Annotated in this window: 12 protein-coding genes; all 12 read left to right on the top strand. The window is 42.6% G+C overall.

The annotated features are described in order from the left end of the window. Positions 1–5 precede the first annotated feature (5 nt). The 12 genes from AC6CH7_RS13260 to AC6CH7_RS13205 all read left to right on the top strand — a co-directional run bounded on the left by AC6CH7_RS13260 (position 6) and on the right by AC6CH7_RS13205 (position 18951). Positions 6–1166, top strand: coding sequence for an ABC transporter substrate-binding protein (locus tag AC6CH7_RS13260; protein WP_498263192.1), 1161 nt, complete (start codon positions 6–8; stop codon positions 1164–1166). Further along, a complete protein-coding gene (locus AC6CH7_RS13255; RefSeq protein ID WP_498263191.1) occupies positions 1163–2314 on the top strand; it encodes a CaiB/BaiF CoA transferase family protein in 1152 nt (383 codons plus the stop codon). Before AC6CH7_RS13260 ends, AC6CH7_RS13255 begins: the two co-directional genes overlap by 4 nt. Before the next feature lie 3 nt (positions 2315–2317). Beyond that, on the top strand, positions 2318–3481 hold the full coding sequence (locus AC6CH7_RS13250; protein ID WP_498263190.1) for a CaiB/BaiF CoA transferase family protein: 1164 nt from the start codon (positions 2318–2320) through the stop codon (positions 3479–3481). Beyond that, positions 3474–4709, top strand: a complete 1236-nt coding sequence (locus AC6CH7_RS13245; RefSeq protein WP_498263189.1) for an extracellular solute-binding protein — start codon at positions 3474–3476, stop codon at positions 4707–4709. Before AC6CH7_RS13250 ends, AC6CH7_RS13245 begins: the two co-directional genes overlap by 8 nt. A 5-nt stretch (positions 4710–4714) precedes the next feature. After that, positions 4715–5809, top strand: coding sequence for a Gfo/Idh/MocA family protein (locus tag AC6CH7_RS13240; protein ID WP_498263188.1), 1095 nt, complete (start codon positions 4715–4717; stop codon positions 5807–5809). Between the two features lie 6 nt (positions 5810–5815). Next, the gene (locus tag AC6CH7_RS13235; protein WP_498263187.1) at positions 5816–6256 is read left to right on the top strand and encodes a MaoC/PaaZ C-terminal domain-containing protein; all 441 of its coding nucleotides are present in this window, start codon (positions 5816–5818) and stop codon (positions 6254–6256) included. A 52-nt stretch (positions 6257–6308) separates the two neighbouring features. Continuing rightward, positions 6309–7625, top strand: coding sequence for an L-fucose:H+ symporter permease (gene fucP / locus AC6CH7_RS13230; RefSeq protein ID WP_498263186.1), 1317 nt, complete (start codon positions 6309–6311; stop codon positions 7623–7625). 26 nt (positions 7626–7651) lie between these two features. Then, positions 7652–11065: a glycosyl hydrolase gene (locus tag AC6CH7_RS13225; protein ID WP_498263185.1), complete on the top strand. Its 3414-nt coding sequence runs from the start codon at positions 7652–7654 to the stop codon at positions 11063–11065. A 29-nt stretch (positions 11066–11094) separates the two neighbouring features. Further along, positions 11095–13131 (top strand): aceric acid hydrolase, encoded by a 2037-nt coding sequence (locus AC6CH7_RS13220; protein ID WP_498263184.1) that lies wholly within the window; start codon positions 11095–11097, stop codon positions 13129–13131. Positions 13132–13166: 35 nt separating this feature from the next. Next, entirely contained in the window at positions 13167–14618 is a 1452-nt protein-coding gene (locus tag AC6CH7_RS13215) for a sialate O-acetylesterase (protein ID WP_498263183.1), read from the top strand. A 9-nt stretch (positions 14619–14627) separates the two neighbouring features. Further along, complete coding sequence (locus AC6CH7_RS13210; RefSeq protein ID WP_498263182.1) at positions 14628–16931, top strand: DUF5703 domain-containing protein; 2304 nt, start codon at positions 14628–14630, stop codon at positions 16929–16931. Positions 16932–17031: 100 nt separating this feature from the next. After that, positions 17032–18951, top strand: a complete 1920-nt coding sequence (locus tag AC6CH7_RS13205; RefSeq protein WP_498263181.1) for a glycoside hydrolase family 88/105 protein — start codon at positions 17032–17034, stop codon at positions 18949–18951. The last annotated feature ends 69 nt before the right edge of the window (positions 18952–19020 follow it).

Below are 19020 nucleotides of genomic sequence, written 5' to 3'. Positions count from 1 at the left end.
AGGTCATGACTGACAGGATTAGTTTAAAAGGAATAACGTGGAACCATAGCAGGGGATTTGTACCCATGGTTGCCACCGCACAACGGTTTTCAGAATTAAACCCATCGGTAGAGATTACCTGGGAAAAAAGAAGCTTACAGCAATTTGCTGATTTTTCTATACAAGAGCTTGCCAGGCACTTTGATTTGTTGGTGATAGATCATCCATGGGCGGGGTTTGCTGCGAAAACAGACTCCATATTGCCTTTAGATACCTATCTTTCCAATGCCTATTTAGATGATCAGAGGGCAAACAGTGTAGGACATTCTTATGAAAGTTATGCGTATGATGGTCACCAATGGGCATTGCCAATTGATGCGGCGACATCGGTAGCATCGAGCAGGCCGGATCTGTTTGAAAAGCATGGCTTTACCTTGCCTAAAACATTTACTGATTTATTAACACTTGCTGACCGGGGATTGGTTGCTTTTGCAGGAATTCCGATTGACGTGCTAATGAATTTCTACACTTTTTGCTGCTCTTTGGGTGAAGATCCGTGTCAGCAAGAGGATCTGATTGTTACTCAGGAAACTGGAGTTCAGGCGTTACAGATGTATCGTGAACTCGCTTCTAAAATTCATCCTGTTAATTTTGGGAGAAACCCAATTCAAGTGTATGAGGCGATGACTTTGAGTGATGATATTGCTTATTGTCCTTTTGCTTACGGTTACTCCAATTATTCGAGAAATGGATATGCACGTAAACTATTGCATTTTCATGATATGATTACTTTAGATGGCCGTAATAATTTACGTAGCACATTGGGTGGTACAGGATTGGCTGTGTCTGCAAATTCTGAACATATAAATGTAGCTGTAAAATACGCAGAATATGTAGCTTCTGTGACTTGTCAGCAGACTGTTTTCTTCGAAAATGGGGGTCAGCCTGGCCATTTAGGTGCCTGGACAAATGCTGAGGTAAATGGTAAATCAAGCAATTTCTTTAGCAATACCTTACCTGCTTTGCAACGCGCCTTCCTTCGTCCGCGTTACCATGGGCATATGTTTTTTCAGGATCATGCCGGAGATATTGTAAGGGATTATCTGATGAATGGTGGGGCCGAGTTGCAGGTTCTGCAGGAGATGAATAAACTTTATGTGGAATCAAGAAGCTTACAATTATCATGAGAAAACCACTTGAAGGAATTTTAGTCTTAGAGTTTTGTCAATTTCTTGCCGGCCCGTCTGCTGGATTAAAGCTGGCCGACCTTGGTGCCCGTGTAATTAAAATTGAGCGTCCGATTACAGGAGATGCTTGTCGGCAATTGGCCATTAAAAATCTGTTTATTGAGGACGATAGCCTGCTTTTTCATACCATCAACCGCAACAAAGAATCATACGCTGCAGATTTGAAAAATCCTGAAGATCTGGAGACGATAAAGAAACTAATTGCCAAAGCTGATGTGATGACACATAATTTCAGGCCAGGGGTAATGGAGAAAATTGGATTGGCCTATCTATCAGTTCAAGCAATAAATCCTAAAATTATATATGCAACAGTAACCGGTTATGGCAATGAAGGTCCATGGGTCAATAAACCCGGACAGGATTTGCTGATACAAGCTGTTTCCGGCTTGAGTTATTTATCTGGCAGTAGTGAAGACGGACCTGTTCCCTTTGGGTTAGCGATCTCAGATATTATGTGCGGTAACCACCTTACGCAAGGAATTATTGCAGCATTGATTAAGCGGGCAAAGACGAATAAAAGTGTGTTGGTGGAAGTGAGCTTGCTGGAGTCGACCTTGGATATACAATTTGAGGTACTTACTACTTACTTAAATGATGGTGGACAAATGCCCCAAAGAAGTAAGGTGAGGGGCAGTGCACATGCCTATTTGAGCGCTCCATATGGTACCTATCAAACCAGTGATGGCTATATTGCCTTAGCGATGGGTGATTTGAATAAGATCAGTCAGGTGATTGACTGTGACATTTCGGGTGTATATACTGACCTTTCTGATTCATTCGAAAACCGGGATGAGCTGTTGCTGTTGCTTGGACAAGCATTCAAAAATAACACCAATCAGCATTGGCTGAGCTTACTGGAATCGCAGGATATTTGGTGTGCCCCGGTGTTGGATTATAGAGCTGCTACAGATTTGGAAGCCTTTAAGCGTATGGAAATACGTCAGCAACTTGATCTGGGAAATGGCAGAGAATTAGACACCACAAGAATACCAATGCAGATTGATGGCCAGAAATTGTTTGCAGGAAAGGCTGCACCAAAAATTGGTGCGGATAATGATAAGATTAACATAGAATTTGAATTGAAATAGAATATGAAACCTCTGGAAGAATACTTGGTGGTAGATTTTAGTCAGTTTTTGTCGGGCCCGTCTGCAAGCTTACGACTAGCTGATATGGGCGCGAGGGTAATTAAAATAGAACGTTTAGGTGTAGGTGATATTTGTCGCAGTTTGTATACTTCTAACGTGGTTATGAACGGGGAATCTTCAGTTTTTCATGCCATAAATCGAAACAAAGAAAGTTTTGAGGTAGATTTAAAGAATCCAGATGATTGTAAAATGGTTCGGGATTTACTGATCAGGGCAGATGTGATGGTTCACAATTTTCGTCCTGGTGTGATGGAAAGGTTAGGGTTCGATTATGCTTCAGTGCAAAAGATAAATAAGGATATTATTTATGCCTCGCTGTCTGGTTACGGAGATGAAGGAAAGGGAAAGGGTAAGCCTGGCCAGGATTTATTGTTACAATCAGTTACTGGATTAACCTGGTTAACCGGCAATGCAGATAGTGGACCAGTGGCCATGGGCCTGTCAATTGTTGACATGCTTGCCGGGGCCCACTTGGCTCAGGGTATTTTAGCGTGTTTATTTCGTAAGGTAACAAATGGTGCCGGGGGGATGGTGGAAGTGAGTATGATAGAATCTGCCTACGATTTCCAGTTTGAAACGATTACGACCTTTATGAATGATGGCGGAGAACTTCCTGAGCGTACAGCAAAAAATAGTGCACATGCTTATTTAGGAGCACCCTACGGAATTTATAAAACTGCCAACGGTTTCCTGGCATTGGCCATGGGATCTATACCGGTACTGTCGGTTCTGTTGAAATGTGAAGCACTGGGGGCCTTTGCTGATCCTGCTGAAGCTTTTACCAGCCGTGATGAAATTAAATCAATTTTAGCTGATCATCTGCAAAGTAGAAATACTGAGTTTTGGCTTGGCGTTCTGGAACCTGCGGATATTTGGTGTGCGGACGTACTTAACTGGGATCAGCTGATGGTACATGATGGCTTTAAAGCGCTGGATATGATTCAGGAGGTGGAAATGAATGATGGTTATCGCTATCGAACGACCAGATGTCCAATCAGGATTGACGGAGAGTTGTTAACTTCGGCCAAAGGATCACCTAAACTGGGAGAGGATAATGAACAGATCATTAACCAGTTTGTAACCATAAAAACAAGTATCGATGAGTAATAATGAAGTGTTCAAAATAGCTGTTCGTAAATTCGGTCCGTTTGAAACCACTATGCAAAAGATATGGGATAAGTATTGTCTTTATTCTGGATGTCGGTTAAAGGCAGAGCTGATCTCTCTGGATTTGCATGAACTTCATGAAAGCACACTGACAAATAATGGCTTGAAAAATGGAGATTGGGATGTGGCACATATCAATACCGACTGGTTATACCAGGGACATACCGGATCGGCCTTTGAAGACCTGAAGCCTTATATCGAGGACAGTCCTCCGGCTGCATTTCCCAACGGCTGGACCAAATCTCTTTTGGCATCTCAGCAATTTGACGAGCATATTGCCGGTCTGCCCTTTCACGATGGTCCGGAATGTTTGATCTATAGAAAAGACTTATTCAATGATCCAGCCGAGCAGCAAAGATACTTAGCTAAATATGGAAGACCACTAACTGTTCCTCAAACCTGGCCGGATTTTCTTGAGGTAGCTCATTTTTTTAATCGCCCTGAACAGAATTTATATGGAACTGTGTTTGCCTGTTATCCTGATGGGCACAATACTGTATTTGATTTTTGCCTTCAATTGTGGAGCAGGGGCGGAACATTGGTAGAGGGGGATGGAAGCATAAAAGTTCATAGCCCACAAGCCATTGAAGGACTTGAGTTCTATCGGAAAATGGTAAAAGACAAGGATGCAGTCCATCCAGGCTCAGAGAAATTTGATTCTGTACAAGCAGGTGCTGCATTTGCAAGAGGGGAGGTAGCTATGATGATCAATTGGTTTGGTTTTGCCTCAGTTTGCGAAGTAGATGCCCAATCGAAGGTTAAAGGAAAGGTGGACGTTACCTTGTTGCCTGTCACATCAGGATGTCAGTCTGCCTCATTAAACGTATATTGGTTATATACAATTGGTTCTGGCAGTCAACATAAAAAGATTGCTTACGACTTTATCCGTTTTGCGGTGAATGAAGAAAATGATAAACTCCTGACCCTTGAAGGAGGTATAGGTTGTCGCATTTCTACCTGGAAAGATGCTGCGGTAAATGAGATCATCCCCTATTACCACAAGTTAGCGCAATTGCATGAATGCGCCCAAACACTGCCTCAGAAAAGCAATTGGGCAGAAATCGCTGCTGTAATTGATGACATGGTGCTGAGTGCCTTAAACTCAGTAGAATCCACAGTAGCTATTTTAAATGCCGCTCAGGATAAAATTAATTTAATAGACAAATAACCGTTATGGAAATTACCTATAAACCTCAGCTTCCCCTAACCGTACAACCCATTATTATTATTGGTGCGGGTGGTATTGTAGCAGATGCGCATCTTCCAGCCTATAAAAAAGCAGGTTTTACCGTCCATGGAATTGTAAACCGGACAAAAGATAGAGCTGAAAAACTAGCGCATGCCTTTGGAATTGCCAATGTCTATGATTCAGTACCTGAGGCGGTTGCTAAAGCACCAGCGGATACTGTGTATGACCTGACCATTATGCCTGAGCAATATTTGGACGTATTAAACCAATTGCCTGATGGTGCTGCGGTTTTGATTCAGAAACCTATGGGTGATAATTTTCATCAGGCCCAGGAAATACTTGAGTTATGCAGGACAAAGAAACTGGTTGCAGCTGTCAATTTCCAGCTACGCTTTGCACCTTATGTAAGTGCTGCCAGAGATATGATACAAAAAGGGCTGATTGGTGAGCTGTACGATATGGAAGTTAGGGTAACCATTAAAACACCATGGGAGATCTTTCCTCATGTGATGATTCATCCGCGACTGGAAATACAATACCATAGCATTCATTATATCGATCTCTTGCGTTCTTTTTTAGGCGAACCGGAAACGATAATGGCCAAAACGTTAAGGCATCCCGCAAAGACCCTGTCTTCGTCCCGTTCAACAATTTTGTTTGATTATGGAGATACGATGCATGCGGTGATCAACACGAACCATGATCATGATTTTGGATCTTCTAATCAGGAGAGTTTTATCAAGTGGGAGGGGACCAAAGGTGTTATAAAAGCGAAAATGGGTTTACTGATGGATTACCCTAATGGTGTTCCTGACCTATTTGAATATTGCTTGCTCGAAGAAGGGAAGACTCCTGTATGGACACAATTGAACTTGGAAGGATCATGGTTTCCGGAAGCATTTATTGGCACGATGTCTAATTTAATGCGCTATAAGGAAGGCTCCTCTGATGTGTTGTATACAAGTGTAGAGGATGTAATAAAAACAATGGCGGTAGTAGAAAGCGCTTACCTGTCCAGCGATACTGGAGGAGTTAAAATAAGCGACCAGCTTAAAACTAATAACATTATAAACAAGTAATAAACGATGTATTTTAAATCGATATTTTTTGAAGAATACCTTTTGGCAGATAAACGGGTTACACTTGGAAGGACGATTACCGAAACGGATTTTGTAGTTCATGCCGGACATACAGGTGATTTCTTTCCACATCATATGGATGAGGAATGGTGCAAAACCCAGCCGTTTAAACATAGAATAGCGCATGGAACAATGATCTTTAGTATAGGCATTGGATTAACTGCTTCTGAAATTAATCCGGAGGCTTTTTCTAAAGGATACGATCGCTTACGTTTTGTTAAACCTGTTTATATAGGTGATACAATTCATTCGGAAATAACCATTGCTGAAAAGGCAGAAGCTAAAAAACCTGAATATGGAACGGTAACGGAACACGTAGAAATAAAAAATCAACATGGAGAAGTGGTGCTGGTATGCGAACACCTGTTACTGGTAAAAAGGAAATAATACAAACCGTTTTTGTACACTTAAAAAACATCAAACCTAATATAACCAACACATGAACCATACGACTGAACAGGAAGTAATCTTTATAGCGGATGCAGCTATTGATAGTAACGCAGATAATACAAGAGGCAAAAAATATTTAGTGCCTTTTATTCTGGTAGTGAGTTTGTTCTTTTTATGGGGAATGGCGCATAATCTGGATTCTATACTTATCCCGCATCTAAAGAAGGCCTGTGATTTGAATAACCGCCAGTCTACTTTAATAGATACTTCGGTATTTCTAGCTTATTTTTTAATGGCCATTCCTGCAGGGATGATACTTAAAAAGTGGGGTTATAAGGCGAGTATGATCATTGGGTTACTGGTGTTTGCTATTGGCGCATTTTTATTTGTGCCGGCGGCAAATCAATTGTCCTACCTTACTTTTTTGATTGCCTTATTCATTATTGGCTGTGGATTAACCATTTTAGAAACTTCTGCAAACCCCTATGCTGCTGTTTTGGGCGACCCGGATAAGGCAACAAGCAGATTAAATCTGGCCGCATCTTTTAATGGTCTGGCTGCTATGGTTGCACCATTTGTCGGTTCGATATTCATTCTTTCCGGAAAATCCTATACTAAGGAAGAACTCGGTGCGATGACCGATGTAGCTCGTTCCAATTATTTTATGGAAGAGGCGGGTGCTGTAAAGATGCCCTATATTGTTCTGGGAGTGGTGTTAGTTTTAGTTGCCATCATCTTCTATTTTGTTAATCTTCCGGAAATAAAAACAAAAAGTAAAGACGGAATTGCCCAAGGTAGTTTTTTTGGCGCTTTGCGCCATAAGCACTTAAGGTGGGCAGTAATTGCACAGTTTTTTTATGTTGGGGCACAAGTTTGTGTAACCAGTTTTTTTATCAGGATGGCTCAACAAGGTGCAGGATTTGATGAAAAGACAGCGGCCTACTACCTGGCAATTTATGGTTTTCTCTTTATGGCTGGCCGCTTTGCGGGAACAGCAGTCTTGCAGTTTATCCCTTCTCATAAATTATTAGCAATATATGCAGGCATAGCCATTTTTATATGTCTGATAGCTGTTTTTGGTAAGGGGGCTTATGTTGTTTATGCATTAGGGGCAATAGGGTTTTTCATGTCAATTATGTTTCCAACAATATTTGCACTTGGAATTGATGGTATTGGAGAGGATACTAAGCCTGGATCATCATGGTTAATTATGTCTATTGTAGGTGGTGCAATTCTGCCTTATGGAATGGGGACGATGATTGATTTAAATGGAGACAATATTCAGATTGGCTATAGTATACCATTGATCTGTTTTCTCATCATCTTGTTTTTTGGACTTAAAGGATATAAGGTTGCCGCTAAATAAATGCGTTGAACATCAGTAAGCACACTATGGTTTTTTTATTAAAAAGAGGTTTCTACATTATTTCATTGATCTGCGGTTTACAGCTGTCTACAGCTCGGTCCCAGTCTCTGGAAGCGGCCAAACCGTGGGTGTTCTGGTACTGGATGCAGGCCGGAGTTTCTAAAGCAGGTATTACAGCGGATCTCGAGGCCATGAAAACGGTTGGGATAAAGGGAGCTTATCTGATGCCAATTAAAGGTGCTACAAATCCACCGCTATATGATCCTCCGGCCCTGCAACTAAGCCCTGAATGGTGGGGAATGGTGAAATTTGCGATGGAGGAAGCCAAACGATTAAATTTAAAAATAGGAATGCATGTGAGTGATGGTTTTGCCCTTGCTGGTGGACCATGGATTACACCTGAACTTTCTATGCAAAAGTTAGTATCCTCCCAGTTAAATATTAAAGGAGGGACAGCAGTAAAATTAAAACTTCCTCAGCCGAAAATGGTTGAAGGTTACTATAAAGATATTGCCGTATATGCTTTTCCTTCCGTTGAAGGAGCAGGCATTTCAACCCGGACTGTTGTTCCCAAAATAAGCACAAGTAATGGCTCAGATGCAACTGGATTAGTGCGGGTAGATAATAAAAAAAGTTTTGGCAGTGCCGAACCTTGCTGGATTCAATATGAGTTTGAGCAGGCTTTTACCTGTAGAACGGTCACGGTTAGGACCAGTGGTAATAATTACCAGGCGGAGCGATTGGAGATACAAGTAAGTGACAATGGTAAAGTATTTCGTTCTATTGGCAGACTTGAACCCCCACGTCATGGATGGCAGGATACGGATGCCGATGTGACCCATGCTATAGCCCCTGTTGCAGCAAAGTATTATCGTTTTGTTTATGATAAAAAAGGTTCAGAACCCGGCGCAGAAGACCTGGATGCAGCGAAATGGAAACCATCTTTAAAATTGCTTAATCTGGAACTGTCTTCTGAGCCGAGAATCAATCAATATGAAGGGAAATCCGGCGCAGTATGGCGGGTGAGCAAGCGAAGCAATGAAGCTCAGATTGCCCAACAGTTATGTGTTCCTTTAAATAAAATACGCAACTTAACTTCCAGTCTAAGTGCAGATGGCAGCTTAAGCTGGACTGTACCAAAAGGAAATTGGACCATCATAAGAATAGGCCATACTTCTACCGGACATAAAAATGCTACTGGTGGAGGCGGTATGGGATTGGAATGCGATAAGTTTAACCCGGCCGCTGTTAAATTGCAATTTGACAGCTGGTATGGGGAAGCGGTCCGTAGGGCGGGACCTGAGCTGGCCTCAAAAATATTAAGTGTTTTTCATGTCGACAGCTGGGAGTGCGGTAGCCAAAACTGGTCGTCTTTATTTGCTCAGGAATTTAGAAAGCGCAGAGGGTATGACTTAATGCCCTATCTGCCAATTATGGTCGGGATCCCTATACAAAGTGCTGATGTTTCTGAAAGTTTTTTGTATGATGTGCGTTTGACGATTGCAGAGCTTGTGGTTGATCAATTTTATGCTACTCTGGCTGTTTTGGCTAAGGAGAAAGGCGTAAGTTTTACTGCAGAAAGTGTAGCGCCTACTATGGTTAGTGATGGCTTAATGCATTACAAAAAAGTAGATGTACCGATGGGAGAATTCTGGCTTAACAGTCCCACACATGATAAACCCAATGACATGATGGATGCCATTTCAGGTGCGCATATTTACGGTAAAAATATCATTCAGGCAGAAGCATTTACAACGGTTCGTATGGACTGGAACGAGCATCCGGGTAACATGAAAACATTGCAGGATAGAAATTATGCGTTGGGCATCAATAAGCTCGTTTATCATGTGTTTACGCACAATCCATGGATGGACAGAAAACCGGGAATGACCCTGGATGGCGTAGGCTTGTATTTTCAGCGCGATCAGACCTGGTGGAAACAAGGTAAGGCCTGGGTGGATTACGCAGCACGCAGTCAGCAACGCTTGCAGCAGGGGAAACCTGTTGCGGACATTGCCGTATTTACCGGAGAAGAAATTCCGCGTCGCGCTGTTTTGCCTGATCGTTTGGTAGCTGTTTTGCCTGGTGTTTTCGGTGCTGATGTGGTCGACGCAGAGGCATTAAGATTAAGTAATTCAGGGGAACCTTTAAGGCAAATACCAGCAGGTGTAACCCATTCTGCTAATATGAGCGATCCGGAAAACTGGGTTAATCCATTGAGAGGTTATGCTTATGATTCCTTTAACCCGGATGTTTTAATGACAGCAATTGTACGTAATGGAAACGTTGAGTTTACAAGCGGGGCAAGCTATAAAATATTGGTTATACCAGGTAAGACCGCCTTAAATCCCAATTACAAATGGATGAGTTTTGCGGTAGCCAGTAAATTGCTGGAACTGGTAAAAGCAGGTGCTACAATCATTGTAACTGAACAACCGGCCCATCAGCCCGGACTACTGAAAACAGTCAACAACCAATATTCTCCGGTCATCAATGCGCTTTGGGCGGGTAATTTTAAGACAATGGGAACAGGTATCGGACAGTTTCAAATCAAAACTATAGGTCAGGGTAAGGTGATTAAAGGTCCTTACCAACCCGAGACATTTGATGAACTGGGATTACCGAGAGATTTAATCGTAACGGACGAACAAGGTCTGTATGCTAAAAAAATAGCTTATACACATCGCCTTACCCCAGATCAGGAATTGTATTTTATAGCTAACCAGCAGCAGGAAGAAAGAGTTTTACAATTTTCTTTTCGGATTGCCGGAAGGATCCCTCAATTGTACGACGCGGTAACGGATAAGACAACAAGTGTAAGGAATTGGAGTACTACCGGTGGCAGAACGGCCATGACTTTAAAATTAGCAGCCAATGCCTCTGTCTTTGTGATTTTTAACAAAAAAGCTCAGTTAGACCGGGCCGGTACTGGAAACAACTGGCCGGAGCCAAAAGTAATCGAAACCTTTAAGGATGATTGGCAGGTTACCTTTGATGCCCGACTGGGCGGACCTGCAAAGCCGGTTTTATTTAAGGAACTGGTGGACTGGACTAAACATCCGGATACCCTGATTAAATACTACTCTGGTACAGCAGTATATGCAAACACGATCAACCTCGAAAAACAGGAAGGGCAACAGTACCTGTTAGATCTGGGAAAGGTAGGATGTATTGCCGAGGTAAAAGTAAATGGTATTTCCTGTGGTGTGGTTTGGACAGCTCCTTTTCAGGCCGATGTGACCGGCGCGTTGAAGCGGGGAAAAAATGAACTGATCATTGACGTAACCAATACCTGGGCAAATAGGTTGATGGGAGATCAGCACCTGCCCGAAAGCAGGCGAATCACAAAAACAACAGCACCCTACAGACTCAAGGGGAAACCTTTAAATCCGGCAGGATTGCCCGGGCCTATCCGGCTGTTAACAGTTCCCGTAAATTAAAAGAACCGATCATTTAGCTAAACTTTGAAATGAAAAATATAAGCCTATCTATCCATTCTCTTTTATTCGGTGCATTCTTATTAGCTGCCTCCCTGAGCCAGGCTCAGGATAAAAGTCTGGTAAATACATCTGAAAGTCCATACGCCAGGCTGCACAGTCTGAACATGAGAGATGTAAGCTGGACCAGGGGATTCTGGGCGGACCGTTTTAAGGTAGCGAAAGAAACCATGGTGCCTAATATGTGGGCCATTTATAATGACGCAGACATTAGTCACGCATTTAAGAATTTTCAGATCGCTGCTGGTCTGGATACCGGATCGCATAAAGGTCCTTCATTTCATGACGGCGATTACTATAAAACACTGGAAGCTGTGGCAAGTTTGTACGCCTCCAGTGGCGACCCCAAGCTGAATGAGGTTATGGACAAGTCCATTGCCGTTATTGCAAAATCACAGCGTGAAGATGGGTATATCTATACCAAGGCGATGATTGAGCAACGTAAAACAGGTTCAAAGAATCAGTTTCAGGACCGGTTAAGTTTTGAAGCGTATAATATTGGTCATTTGATGACCGCCGCATGTGTACATTATAGAGCGACAGGTAAAACCGCTTTATTAAACGTGGCGAAAAAAGCTACAGAATACCTTTATAATTTCTATAAGAAGGCATCCCCGGCTTTGGCCAGAAATGCCATTTGTCCTTCTCACTATATGGGTGTTATAGAAATGTACCGCACCACAAGAGATCCGCGTTATCTTGAGCTGGCAAAACATCTGATCGCTATAAAGGGAAAAATAGAGGATGGCACCGATGACAATCAGGATAGGTTACCTTTTTTACAACAAACCAAAGCGACAGGACATGCCGTGAGGGCAAATTATCTGTACGCAGGAGTAGCAGATCTATGTGCAGAAACCGGGAGTGACTCACTAATGAATACCCTTAATTTAATGTGGAATGATGTAACCAGTCATAAAATGTACATTACCGGAGGCTGCGGATCTTTGTATGACGGTACCTCTCCAGATGGTACATCATATGATCCTGCACAGGTACAGAAGATTCATCAGGCTTTTGGTCGTGACTATCAATTGCCGAATTTTACGGCCCACAATGAGACGTGTGCCAACATTGGTAATGTGCTGTGGAACTGGCGTATGCTACAGTTGACAGGAGATGCTAAATATGCTGATGTAATGGAACTGGCTTTATACAACAGCGTGCTGTCTGGTATTAGTCTGGATGGTAAGAAGTTTCTTTATACCAATCCACTGAGCTATTCAGATGATCTGCCTTTTCAACAACGGTGGTCAAAGGAGCGTGTTCCTTATATTGGATTGTCTAACTGCTGTCCGCCTAACGTAGTGCGTACCATTGCCCAGGTGAGCAATTATGCCTATAGCATTTCTGATGAAGGACTTTGGTTTAACCTTTACGGGGGTAATGAAGTCAACGCCCGTTTAAAGGATGGGTCGAAGCTTGATATCAACCAGGAAACCAATTATCCATGGGATGGCCATATCAAGCTCACCATTAAGCAGACAGGTTCCAATCCCTACTCCTTGTTTTTACGTATCCCTGCCTGGACAAATCATGCGCAGATAAAAATAAATGGCCAAGCTGTGGCGATCGATTTGCATCCTGGTAAATATGCAGCGCTAAACCGAAAGTGGAAAAAGGGTGACCAGTTAGAACTTGTATTGCCTATGGAAGCACAGTTGGTTGAAGCCAATCCCCTGGTAGAAGAGACCCGTAATCAGGTTGCGATTAAACGCGGACCGGTGGTGTATTGTTTGGAATCTTCTGATTTGTCTGGTAAAAGGGTCTTTAATACGGTTATACCTGCTTCCATCACTTTAAAGGCGAAACCCATTCAAATTGATGGTGCCAACCTGATGAGCCTTGAAGGCAATGCGCAGCTGATTGAAAATAAAGACTGGAAAAATGTGCTTTATCGGCCCTTTAACAAATCGGCCACCAGTATTGCCATAAAGCTTGTGCCATATTTTGCCTGGGGCAACCGCGGACATTCGGAAATGTCAGTTTGGCTACCGGTAAGCAGATGAATATGAAAACGAATGGAAAGAAAAAAGCAATAGATATGAGAAAATTTAAAGCCGTCATTTCAAAGGTAATTGCAGTTGCAATGCTCCTTGTGTTCTATATGAGTGCTGCCTTTGCCCAAATCAGACCAGCTTCCGTTTTTACCGATCATATGGTGCTCCAGCAACAGACTGAGGTAGCCGTTTGGGGCTGGGCGAAACCAGAGAGCAGTGTTTCACTCATTAGCTCATGGAATGCAAAGAAGTATCGTGTAAGGAGCGATGCAACAGGAAAATGGAAGTTTAAAATAGCCACCCCTTTGGCAGGAGGACCTTATGAGATTACAATCAGTGATGGTAGTACCGTCACTTTAAAAGATATTTTAATTGGAGAAGTATGGTTTTGCGGTGGTCAGTCCAATATGGAAATGCCAATGAAAGGTTTTAAAGGTCAGCCAATTCTGGGTTCAAACCAGGCTATACTGAAATCTTCAAATGCGCAAATCAGATTATATACTGTGCCCCGTGCCTCCTTAACCGAAAGACAGGAGAATAGTAAGCCATCTGAGTGGAAAGCAGCTAAGCCCGAAACTGTAGCCAATTTCAGTGCCACGGCGTACTACTTTGGTAAGTTGTTAAGTGAAATGCTTCAGGTGCCTATAGGTTTGATCAATGACAGTTATGGTGGTTCATCCATCGAAGCATGGATGTCCCCGTCCCAGCTGAAATCTTTTCCTGAAGTAAAGATTCCTGAAAAAGGAGATACCATTAAAGAGGTGAGCCGCACACCAACCACATTGTATAACGGGATGTTATATCCTGTGATTGGTTTTGGTATTCGTGGGGTCATATGGTATCAGGGAGAATCTAACTATGACCGATCGGACCGGTATCAAGAGGTATTTCCAGCAATGGTTGCTGCATGGCGTAGCGCATGGGGTATAGGCGAATTTCCCTTTTTCTATGCGCAAATTGCCCCTTATAATTATGCCCAACTTCCTCCGCATAAAACAGGCGGGAAATACAACTCAGCATTTATCAGGGATGCACAACGAAAATCGATTCATAAAATACCTAACTCAGGGATGGCGGTGCTGATGGATATAGGTGAAGAAAACTCCATCCATCCTGCAAATAAAGAAGCTGGAGGAACACGATTGGCTTATCTTGCTTTGAGCAGTACTTATGGCATCAAGGGCTTTGGCGCTGCGAGTCCTGTATATGAGTCTATGAATATCAAAGAAAATAAGGTCGTCTTAAAATTTGCAGGGGCGGTGAATGGACTGACAGCCTTTGGCAAATCCTTAACCTTGTTTGAGATTGCAGGGTCAGATAAACGGTTTTATCCTGCAAAGGCAGTACTTTCCGGGAGCAGCGTCACCGTTTCCGCTGAACAAGTAAAAGTGCCTGTAGCTGTGCGTTATGCATTTAAAGACTTTGTAAGCGGAGAGCTGTTTGGTAATGACGGTTTACCTGTATCTTCATTCAGAACCGACGACTGGGACAATTAATAATAACACGTGAAAAAGATCATCCTCATTTATATTGTGGTATTATCGGCTTGTTTAAGCAGTGCTCAGGCACAGCGTAATTTTTCGGCTGATGCGAATTTAGTATGGACAAGCCAGAGTGCCGGCAGTTCAGAATCCATGCCGTGCGGTGGTGGCGATATTGGTTTGAATGTCTGGGTAGAAAATGCTGAACTCCTTTTCTATATTTCAAGAAGCGGGACATTTGATGAAAACAATACTTTACTAAAGCAGGGAAGAGTCAGGCTTAAATTAAGCCCAAATCCTTTTGATGCCGATGCAGATTTTAAGCAGGAATTGGTTTTAAAAGAAGGCTATGTACGGGTTACGGGTAAAAAAGGGAAGCTGACTACGATGGTAAAAATATGGGTAGACGTATTTAAACCCATTGTTCATTTAGACATTAATAGTAACCATAAAACTACTGCAGAGGCCAGTTATGAAAACTGGAGATTTGAAGACAGGGTAACCAAAGGCAAGGAAAACAACCAAAACTCTTACAAATGGGCACCACCTGCTGAAGTGAAAACATTTAAAGACAGCATTGCCTTTAAGCAGAACGAAGTTGTTTTTTTTCATAAAAATAATGATCAATCGGTTTTTGATGTTACCGTAAACCAACAGGGAATGGAAGCCAGAAGTGCTGAACTATTCAATCCACTTAAGCGCCTGATTTTTGGTGGTGCTATGAAAGGAGATGGTATGGTGCCTTTTGGTAATTATTCGGGAGCTTATCTGGGAACTGCCTATAAAGGCTGGAAATTAAAAAGTAGTGATGCTTTAAATGCTATCAATATTGCAATCACTTTGCATACTGCAAGAGCAACCAGCGCCAATGAATGGGAAATAGAACTCAAAAAGACAGCATTGACTTTAAATTCAGTTAAGGATTTCAGTGCCACAAAAAAATGGTGGAAAGACTATTGGGATAAAAGCTTTATTAATATCAGCAGTCAGACAGAACCTCTGGCAGTTGAGGCAGCCAGGAATTATGCTCTTTTCCGTTATATGCTTGGTTGTAATGCCTATGGTGCTTATCCCACTAAGTTTAATGGCGGGCTTTTTACTTATGATCCGATAGAGGTTGATCCCACTTTAAAATTCAGCCCTGATTTTAGAAATTGGGGCGGAGGAACACATACTGCGCAAAACCAGCGGTTGGTTTACTGGCCTATGCTGAAAAGCGGCGATGCTGATTTGATGAAGCCCCAGTTTGATTTTTACAAAAACCTGGCCGGGAATGCAGAATTGAGATCCAAATTTTACTGGGGGCATAAGGGGGCGAGCTTTACTGAGCAATTGGAAAACTTTGGATTACCCAATCCGGCAGAATATGGTTGGAAAAGACCTGAGGGTTATGATAAGGGTATGGAATATAATGCCTGGTTAGAATACCAGTGGGATACCGTTCTGGAATTCTGCATGATGATCATGGAAACCGAAAGCTATGCAGGAAAAAATATTCAGGAATATCTTCCACTGATTGAAAGTTCACTGACCTTTTTTGATGCGCACTATACTTATCTGGCAAGGCAACGGGGAAGCAAAACGCTGGATGCAAACGGGCATTTAATCTTATACCCCGGATCAGCAGCTGAAACCTATAAAATGACTTACAATGCCACATCTACCATTGCAGCGCTAAAGACAGTACTGAAACGCGCATTGGAGATTAAGGGCATCTCCATTGAGCAGCAAACGAATTGGAACACGATGCTAAAGCGTATCCCCCCCCTGAGTTTCCGAGAGTTTGATGGACACGTAACTATTGCCCCTGCGAAGCTGTGGGAGCGGATCAATAATACGGAAAGTCCACAATTGTATCCGGTATATCCATGGGGAATTTACGGGATAGGCAGACCCGGACTAGACACGGCGGTCAATACCTTTAAATATGATCCAGACGTACTTAAATTTAGAAGTCATGTCGGATGGAAGCAAGATAATATTTTTGCCGCCAGACTAGGTTTGACCAAACAAGCAGCAGACCTGACCCTGCAAAAGCTGAAAAATTCCGGAAGGCGCTTCCCCGCATTCTGGGGGCCAGGATTTGATTGGGTGCCGGATCATAACTGGGGTGGGTCGGGAATGATAGGGTTGCAGGAGATGCTGCTTCAGACAAATGAAAAGAAGATTTACCTTTTTGCAGCCTGGCCAAAAGAATGGGACGTTCATTTCAAACTGCATGCCCCATATCAAACTACTGTGGAAGCAGTGCTAAGAAATGGAAAGGTAGAATCGTTGAAAGTATTGCCTGAATCCAGGAGAAAGGATGTGTTGGTTTTATTGAAATAAATTCCCAATAACCATTGGGTACTTATTTTCTTTTTTATGGAGTTGGCATTTAAAACCATGTTGAGTTAGTTGTATATAAACCGTTTATGATATTATCTGTATGAAACAATTAAGATTCCTGATTTTTACCTTATTGGCACCGGTCATTGTGGCCATGGTTGCAAACGTGAAAACCGTGATGGGCCAGGAAAAATCCCTATCCGAAAAGATGGCCGGAACTGTAATGGAAGTCTGGCCCAAGAGAGCGCAAAAATGGTCCTACGATCATGGGGTGGTGCAGGACGGTCTTGCTGCTTTATGGTGCAGGACAGGTAATGCTGATTATTTTAAATACATTCAGGCACGCATGGATGAATTTATATCTGCTGATGGCCAGATTGATACTTACCAGCAGGATCATTTCAACATTGATAATGTGAAAAACGGTACTGTGCTGCTTACCCTTTATAAAGTAACCGGACAACAAAAATATTTTAAAGCTGCGACTACACTGTGGGAGCAACTACATAAGCAACCAAGAACTGAAGAGGGTGGTTTCTGGCATAAAAAGATTTATCCTAACCAAATGTGGCTGGATGGCTTATATATGGGACAACCATTTTATGCGGAGTATGCCAGGCTGATCGGCAATAAGGAGGCATTTGATGATATCGTCAATCAATTTGTCTATATGGAGGCACATGCAAGAGATGCCAAAACAGGCCTCCTGTACCATGGTTGGGACGCCTCAAAAGCTGAACGTTGGGCAGATCCTAAAACGGGTCTTTCTGCTCATGTCTGGGGCAGGGCGATGGGCTGGTACGGTATGGCTTTGGTTGATGTGCTTGATCATTTTCCCGCAGATCATCCCCGGCGCCGGGAGCTGATCAATATTTTAGGACGGTTTGCTGCCGCCATTAAAAATATTCAGCATCCTGAAAACGGACTATGGTTTGATATTTTGGATCAACCCAATGGGAAAGGCAATTATTTTGAGTCTTCAGCTTCGGGTATGTTTATTTATGCCATTGCTAAGGCTGTGCGGTTGGGTTATATTCCCCGATCGTATTTACCAGTGGCAATTAAAGGATATCAGGGGCTGCAGCAGGAGTTTATAGCGCAGCCTGCAGCAGGTAAAATTGAGCTGAAAGGTACAGTAGCGGTGTCTGGTTTAGGTGGTAAGCCTTACCGGGACGGCAGCTATGAGTATTATATGAGTGAGAAGGTCATCACAAACGATCCCAAAGGGGTTGGTGCCTTTTTAAAAGCGGCCAATGAGATGGAAATAGGAAGCATGCCAAAACCCGGACTGGGCAAAACAGTGCTCCTGGATTCTTATTTCAATAATGAAGTTAAAGAGGACCAGAGTGGTAATCTAAAATCCTGGCACTACAAGTGGGATGAAAGGGAGAATGTTGGTTTCTCTATGTTTGGAGCAGTGTTTAATAATGCCGGTTTCAAAACAGCTACCTTAGATCAGGCTCCCGCAACCCTTAATTTAAAAAAAGCAACGGTTTATATAATTGTTGATCCGGACACAGAAAAAGAAAGTCCCAAACCAAATTTCATAGACCAGGATCACATCAAAGCGATAGCCGATTGGGTAAAGGCAGGAGGTATCTTGCTGCTGATGGCAAACGATACAGGAAATGCCGAACTGGATCATTTTAATCAGCTCGCCAAAGTTTTTGGAATCCAATTCGAAAAAAACAGTAAGGGAAGAGTAGTTAAAAACCAGTTTGAAATGGGTAAGCTGTCAGTCCCTGTCGGAAATGAGATTTTTAAAACTGCCAAGACGCTATATATCAAAGAGTACAGTACGCTTAAAATTGAATCTGTAGCCCAGCCGGTTTTAAAGGATAAAGATGGCGATAATGTGATGGCCACAACAAAATTCGGTAAAGGCAGCGTATTTGTGATTGGCGATCCATGGCTGTATAATGAATATGTTGACGGAAGAAAGCTGCCAGCTGAATTTGAGAATTTTAAAGCAGCGCGGGATTTGGTAAACTGGATTGGGAACAAACCCACAAAAAAGTAATATGAACTTACTTCATTTACCTGGCAACCGGCATATTTTTAAACCCGATGGTAACATCCTATAAATTTT

The organism is Pedobacter sp. GQ55 (genome assembly GCF_059758925.1).
Note: the sequence above shows the minus strand (reverse complement) of the source record. Positions and strands in the feature narration are given on the sequence as shown.

Bases quoted from the DNA above. Each gene is read 5' to 3' on its own strand.
- AC6CH7_RS13240 (WP_498263188.1), top strand. From the start codon at position 4,715: ATGGAAATTACCTATAAACCTCAGCTTCCCCTAACCGTACAACCCATT.
- AC6CH7_RS13245 (WP_498263189.1), top strand. From the start codon at position 3,474: ATGAGTAATAATGAAGTGTTCAAAATAGCTGTTCGTAAATTCGGTCCG.
- AC6CH7_RS13260 (WP_498263192.1), top strand. From the start codon at position 6: ATGACTGACAGGATTAGTTTAAAAGGAATAACGTGGAACCATAGCAGG.
- AC6CH7_RS13250 (WP_498263190.1), top strand. From the start codon at position 2,318: ATGAAACCTCTGGAAGAATACTTGGTGGTAGATTTTAGTCAGTTTTTG.
- AC6CH7_RS13255 (WP_498263191.1), top strand. From the start codon at position 1,163: ATGAGAAAACCACTTGAAGGAATTTTAGTCTTAGAGTTTTGTCAATTT.
- fucP (WP_498263186.1), top strand. From the start codon at position 6,309: ATGAACCATACGACTGAACAGGAAGTAATCTTTATAGCGGATGCAGCT.
- AC6CH7_RS13205 (WP_498263181.1), top strand. From the start codon at position 17,032: ATGAAACAATTAAGATTCCTGATTTTTACCTTATTGGCACCGGTCATT.
- AC6CH7_RS13235 (WP_498263187.1), top strand. From the start codon at position 5,816: ATGTATTTTAAATCGATATTTTTTGAAGAATACCTTTTGGCAGATAAA.
- AC6CH7_RS13215 (WP_498263183.1), top strand. From the start codon at position 13,167: ATGAGAAAATTTAAAGCCGTCATTTCAAAGGTAATTGCAGTTGCAATG.
- AC6CH7_RS13225 (WP_498263185.1), top strand. From the start codon at position 7,652: ATGGTTTTTTTATTAAAAAGAGGTTTCTACATTATTTCATTGATCTGC.
- AC6CH7_RS13220 (WP_498263184.1), top strand. From the start codon at position 11,095: ATGAAAAATATAAGCCTATCTATCCATTCTCTTTTATTCGGTGCATTC.